Source organism: Streptomyces sp. NPDC048600, from assembly GCF_055587025.1.
In genome coordinates this window covers 1-5,154 of the sequence record NZ_JBVJGZ010000064.1, presented here as the reverse complement: position 1 = coordinate 5,154, position 5,154 = coordinate 1, and the positions used below count along the sequence as shown (strand labels likewise).

Below are 5,154 nucleotides of genomic sequence, written 5' to 3'. Positions count from 1 at the left end.
ACGCTACGAGAAACGGGCATACGCCTACCTCGGCACCGTCACCCTCGCAGCCCTCATCATCTGGCTCCGCACATGATCCAGGAAACAGCGCCTAGAGAACGTCGCGCCGTAGAAGGACACCGCGCAGCGGGAGAACTCGGCGCGGGTGAAGTTCATGTCGCAGTCGACGGTGACGTCGGTGAGGTCGGGGTCGTGGCTCTGCCAGGAGCGGTAGGTACCCGCAGGGCGTCGGTAGTGGTTGCCGAGCAGGCGCAGGATGGTGTGGCGGACTTCGCGGAGGGCGAGATAGCGGTGGTGCTGCTCCAGGTGGGCGGGGTCGGTGCCGTAGCGGACGGCGGGGGAGTCGTCGCCGAGTTGGGAGACGGCGGTGGTGGAGCGTTCGGTGTGCAGGCGGGTGGCGTCGTGGTGGGCGTCGGCCTCGTCGACGCGTTGGCGGCAGTAGGTGACGACGAGGGCGACGAGCGCACCGGCTCCCGCGACGGCTCCGAAGGATAGCTTCACCAGGTCGAACAGCGTCGCCGTATCAAGCCCACCCGGCCCCGGCAACACCCGTACAGCCGCCCGCTGTTACCGATCGGCGGGCTGCTGTACGGGCGGTGGAGCCCTTGGGGTGTCAGCCGAGCGGCAGCTCCAGCAGGGCCTCGCTGCCGCTCACGGAGCTGACCGTGGTGGCGGTGAGGGCGGGGAGGTCCGAGCCCGCGTAGGAGTACAGCGTGTCACGGCTGTTGATCACCAGGGCGAGGCGGTGCCCGACCGGCAGGTCGTAGGAGACGGCCTGGAGGAGCCAGACGATGGTGGTGTCGGCTTTCGGGGGCAGGTCGGTGGCCGTGTACGGCTCGTGGGTGATGATCCGGGCGGTGCCGTCCGGGGCGACGTCGTACAGGTAGGCGACCACGGTGGCGGCGGCGACGTTGCTGCGCAGGGTGAGCCGCACGGTGGCGGCGCCCCTGATCCGGCGGGCCACCTCACCGGAGCCGGTCAGCGGGTCGGTCGACCAGACCAGCAGCTGATCGCGCTCGAAGTCCGCGAGCTTGTACGTCTCGGGGTTGCCGAACCACTCTCGCTGCCCGGCCTTGAGCAGCTCGCCAGCGATGGAGGCGGTCAGGGCGCCGGCCTTGAAGTCCCGCGACCACCCGACGGCCGGCTTGCCGGTCAGCGAGCCGTCACCGGTGTCGCCGGCGCCGGTGAGGTACCAGGACTCGCTGCCGGTGGTGGCCTCGTGCCAGGACGCGTACGTTTCGCGGCGCGCCGGGACGGTGATCCGGTTGGTGCCGCCCGGGACGGCGGCCGTCTGGTAGGTGAACATGCTCTGGCTGTTCACCGCCGGCCAGTTCGGCACGCCGTTGTCGACGCCGAGCAGATGGTGGTCCAGCCACTCGTAGGCCTCCCGTGTCGGCTCCGCCAGCCCGGGGAACGGCACCCCGGTCACCAGTCCGGCCAGGCCGGGGCCCTCGGGGGCGCCGTGGTCGCCGATCCACAGGTTCAGCCGCTTCGGCACGGTGAGCCGCTCGAAGAGGTCGAGCACCGGGTTGACCGGGAACAGCGTCTCGTGCCAGGTGTTCGAGATGAACGTCGGGATGCCCCGCGCGTTCGTCTGGTCGACGTACGTCTCCGGAGAGCGCTCGGTGCCCCACTCGACCACCTCGTCGAGGTTCCGGCCGCTCATGAAGTCCTTGAGGACCTGCTGGGCCCTGGCGTCGAACTTCTCCTCCAGCGGGCCGCCGGTGAAGTCGATCAGCGCCTGCACGGCCTCCAGGTGCCGGGTGCCGTTGTTGTACAGGCTGGTGGCGAGATTCCCCCAGGTGCTCAGCGCGACCACGGCGTCGACCCGGCCGGCCGGGTCGTGCGCGGCGACCAGCTGGCTGATCCCGGAGCCGTAGGACTCGCCGAGGAAGCCGATCCGGCTGGGCTCGAGGGACTGCTGCGCGTAGTCGATCACGTACGAGCCGTCGGCCCAGTCGTTGGGCCCGGCCACGTCGACGAAACCCTCGGAGGTCGACGGCCACCCCTCGATGCCGATACCCCGCGGCGAGTAGGCGAGCACGTGGTAGCCACGCTGCGCCAGCTTGAGGTACGCGTAGAGGAAGGGCAGCCAGCCGAACGGGTTCCAGCCGGCGGGCATGATCACCACCGGGCGCGGGGCGTCGCCGTTCAGCCTGATCCTGAACGCCGACAGCCGGACACCGTCGTGCGTGACGATGCGGGGGAGGGCGAAGGTGCTGGTCCGCTGCACCTCGGCCACCAGCTCCGAGAGCTCCGGCGGGAGTTCGACGCCCTCTTCACCCTGCAGAGAGGCGAGCAGCGCCCTGGACACGTCGACGACGGCCTGGCTGACACTGTGGCCTGGGCCCCAGATGCCGTTGGTGGCGATGTCGGTGAGCATCGCTTCGGTGACCGACGGATTCGGGTCACTGGTCATTCGGAACCACCTTCTCTGCGAACGGATGCCGATCGGCATCGTGATCAGAGCAGAAAGAACCGAACTGATACGTCATCAACATTCACCAGAACTAGTGATGCTGTTGCGATAGACACTCTCGCGCGCCTCACCTACGCCACGCACTACGAAACTTGGCGCCCCAATGCTCCGCCCGCATGAATCGTGGAGCTCATGCTCCACGAATGGCGTCCTTACAGTCCGCTGCACCTACTGCGTTGCCGCGCACAGCACGCTCGCCCACCGGAAACGACGTGCCCGCCGAGTAACCGACGCCATCCCCGACAGCCGGCCGATCCTCGACGCCTCTGGCAGGGGTACGAGCTCACGCGGCCTGGACGACGCTGAAGACGAAGACGATCCCGGTAAAGGCGACGAGTACGGTCACGCCGGTGAAGACCAGCCGGACCAGGCTCGGACGGCGATAGGCAAGGCCTGCGGCCGGAGCGAAGCCGATGAAGGCCAGCACAGCACGGCGAACCGGGACTCCAGCGGCATTAGACCGAAGCCACGAAGAGCCCCGCGACTGCAACGGCGGTTGGCTGCGCCCCGACAGTCCTCGATCCCGGGCCTCCGTGGCGGCCGCTGATGCAGTGGGCCAGGGTGTGTTCGGCTTCGAGTAGTCGAAGCCAGTGCTGCCCCCATGAGATCCCGCGCTGCGGCGGGTCGCGCGGGTCCTCGTTGCCGTAGTAAGCCGTGACCCGGAGTGGTGTCGGCAGATGATCAGGCTGTCCGGCGCGGCGTCCTTCCCCCCTTCCGCTGGGTGATGCGCACCAGACGTGAGCGCGGTTGCGCACAGCAGCTGCGGCTCGACGCCAACGGATCCCGATGTCTGGCTCATCCGGCTCGCTGCAGCTGAGGCGCTCGGCCAAGCCCTCGTTGCCCAGTCTGGGCGGCCTCTGTGGAGTTTGCTTGATCCGCATCCCGAGCGCGATCGGCAAGGGCATCTGCTCGGTGGTCGTCTTGGTCTCGGTGCTCTCGTGCCATGACCTGAGCAGTATTTAGTTCAACAGGAAATTGATTGGAGTCGATATTCCGCCATCTCTGGACTATGGAATGGCGGATTCTTTCTCGGTCTCGGGTACTTCCTCAAATCCCCCTCAGAGGTTCTGGTATTCGCTTGTTTCGGAGTATGCGGTGTACGTAGTTTCGTGGTCATCGATCGCCACGGGGGCGATGCACCACGAGAGGGTGGACGATGACCATCGCGCGCCGACCGCGTACCGCGCTGGCACTTTCCTGCATGACGCTCACGGCCGTGATCGCGGCTTCGGGGACCGCGTTCGCCGAGGACCCGGCTCTGGAGACGACGGAGGTGCCGGTGGTGGAGACGGTTGCCCCGCCGCAGCCGGAGGAGACCGGCCTCGTTGACGCGCCGGTCGAGCCGGAGCTGCCGCCGTTCGACGAGGGAAACGGCACGCCGACCTCGAAGCCCAGTGATTTTCCTGACGCGTCGGCCTGTGAGCCCGGGTACCGCTACTACCCGACGACGAAGGACAAGGACTACCACAAGATGGTGGGCGTCACGCAGTCCAACTACAACGCCACTACCCGGGACGCCAAGTCCACCTTCACCTCCGAGGTCAGCGGTGAAGTCGGTATCTCCTACACCGGGGAGCTGAAGGTCGGCGGCAGCATCGCCGTCGCTGAGATCGAGGGTAAGTTCAGTGTCAATGTCGCGGTGAAGCTCGCGGCGAAGATGGGCAACAGCATCTCCGTCACAACCCCGGCGAAGACCACTACGAACGCCCGCTACGGTGTCTACCGCCTGAAGTCCTACGGGTACAGCCAGTACGTCTACACCAACTGCACCCGGGGCGTGAAGAACAACGTCACCATCTACACCCCGCGTCGGGTGGGCTGGTACCTGTGGGAGAGCTGATGACCCGTACGCGCCTAGCGGCCCTTGTCCTGCTCCTGACGGCGGCTACCGCCTGCACGTCGTCGAAGGACACCTCTTCACCCGACCCTAAAGGCACTCCACCGGCCACGAGCACACCCGTGCAGGCGAGCACACCTCCTACCTCGGCCTCCGGTACGGTGGCACCGCCGCAGCTCGACAAAGGCGTCGGCGAGGTCCGTGCCGGGCAGCACCCAGCAGCCCACGGCAACGCGACCTTCGAGTACTCGGCTGGCCAGCAGGGCAAGGCACTGATCGTCGCGGTCAGCTGCCAGGGCGGCGGCAAGATCACCGTTCAGGTGCCCGTGATCCGTGTGTCCTTCCCCCTGGAATGCCCCGCAGGAGAACCATCGGTCACGTACAACCAGTTCGCCCTCAAGGCCGCCCACAAAGCTGGCACCGTGTCGGTGAAGGCACCCTCGACGGTCACCTGGTCGGTCACCGTCGGCCGGGGCGAGGCCTCTACAGAAGAAGCGAGCTGAACCTCTCGGCGCGCCGTGCCGACGGTTGGCACACAATACAGATGTGTGCCAACCCGCCTTGATCCCAGAGGCTGGCAGGCCAGGGCCTGGTCGGGGGATACACGCAAGCCCCCAGACTGTCTCAGCGCCTGGCACACTGCGGCTGCGCTGGCTTTACGCGCTGAGTGGCAGTTGCCCTTCGCGGGCTCCATCGTTGACTCGACGGTGGAGCCCCCTGTGCTTCGTGACCGCGCTGTGCACCCTCAGCTTGTAGGCGACGGGCCCGAACACGGGGCCGTCCTTGTCCATGCTCGCGACCAGCCGCGGCATGTCTCCCTCGGCCTCCCACACCCGCG

6 protein-coding genes are annotated in these 5,154 nt (G+C 67.3%); 2 read left to right on the top strand and 4 right to left on the bottom strand.

What is annotated here, in order from left to right; all coding sequences use genetic code 11:
* Positions 1-24: 24 nt before the first annotated feature.
* The 3 genes from ACZ6SQ_RS38220 to ACZ6SQ_RS38210 form a co-directional block, all read right to left on the bottom strand.
* A complete protein-coding gene (locus tag ACZ6SQ_RS38220; protein ID WP_469570639.1) occupies positions 25-501 on the bottom strand; it encodes a hypothetical protein in 477 nt (158 codons plus the stop codon).
* Between the two features lie 112 nt (positions 502-613).
* On the bottom strand, positions 614-2,419 hold the full coding sequence (locus ACZ6SQ_RS38215) for an alpha/beta fold hydrolase (protein ID WP_469570637.1): 1,806 nt from the start codon (positions 2,417-2,419) through the stop codon (positions 614-616).
* A 343-nt stretch (positions 2,420-2,762) separates the two neighbouring features.
* A complete protein-coding gene (locus ACZ6SQ_RS38210) occupies positions 2,763-2,906 on the bottom strand; it encodes a hypothetical protein (RefSeq protein WP_469570634.1) in 144 nt (47 codons plus the stop codon).
* 774 nt (positions 2,907-3,680) lie between these two features.
* On the opposite strand from ACZ6SQ_RS38210, the gene ACZ6SQ_RS38205 reads away from it, so the two are divergent.
* Together ACZ6SQ_RS38205 and ACZ6SQ_RS38200 are read left to right on the top strand one after the other, a co-directional pair.
* Entirely contained in the window at positions 3,681-4,319 is a 639-nt protein-coding gene (locus ACZ6SQ_RS38205) for a hypothetical protein (RefSeq protein ID WP_469570633.1), read from the top strand.
* A 158-nt stretch (positions 4,320-4,477) separates the two neighbouring features.
* On the top strand, positions 4,478-4,819 hold the full coding sequence (locus tag ACZ6SQ_RS38200) for a hypothetical protein (RefSeq protein WP_469570631.1): 342 nt from the start codon (positions 4,478-4,480) through the stop codon (positions 4,817-4,819).
* Positions 4,820-4,972: 153 nt separating this feature from the next.
* Here the strand turns inward: ACZ6SQ_RS38200 and ACZ6SQ_RS38195 are convergent.
* Positions 4,973-5,154 (bottom strand): hypothetical protein (locus ACZ6SQ_RS38195; protein ID WP_469570629.1); only part of this gene is annotated, 182 nt, incomplete at its 5' end.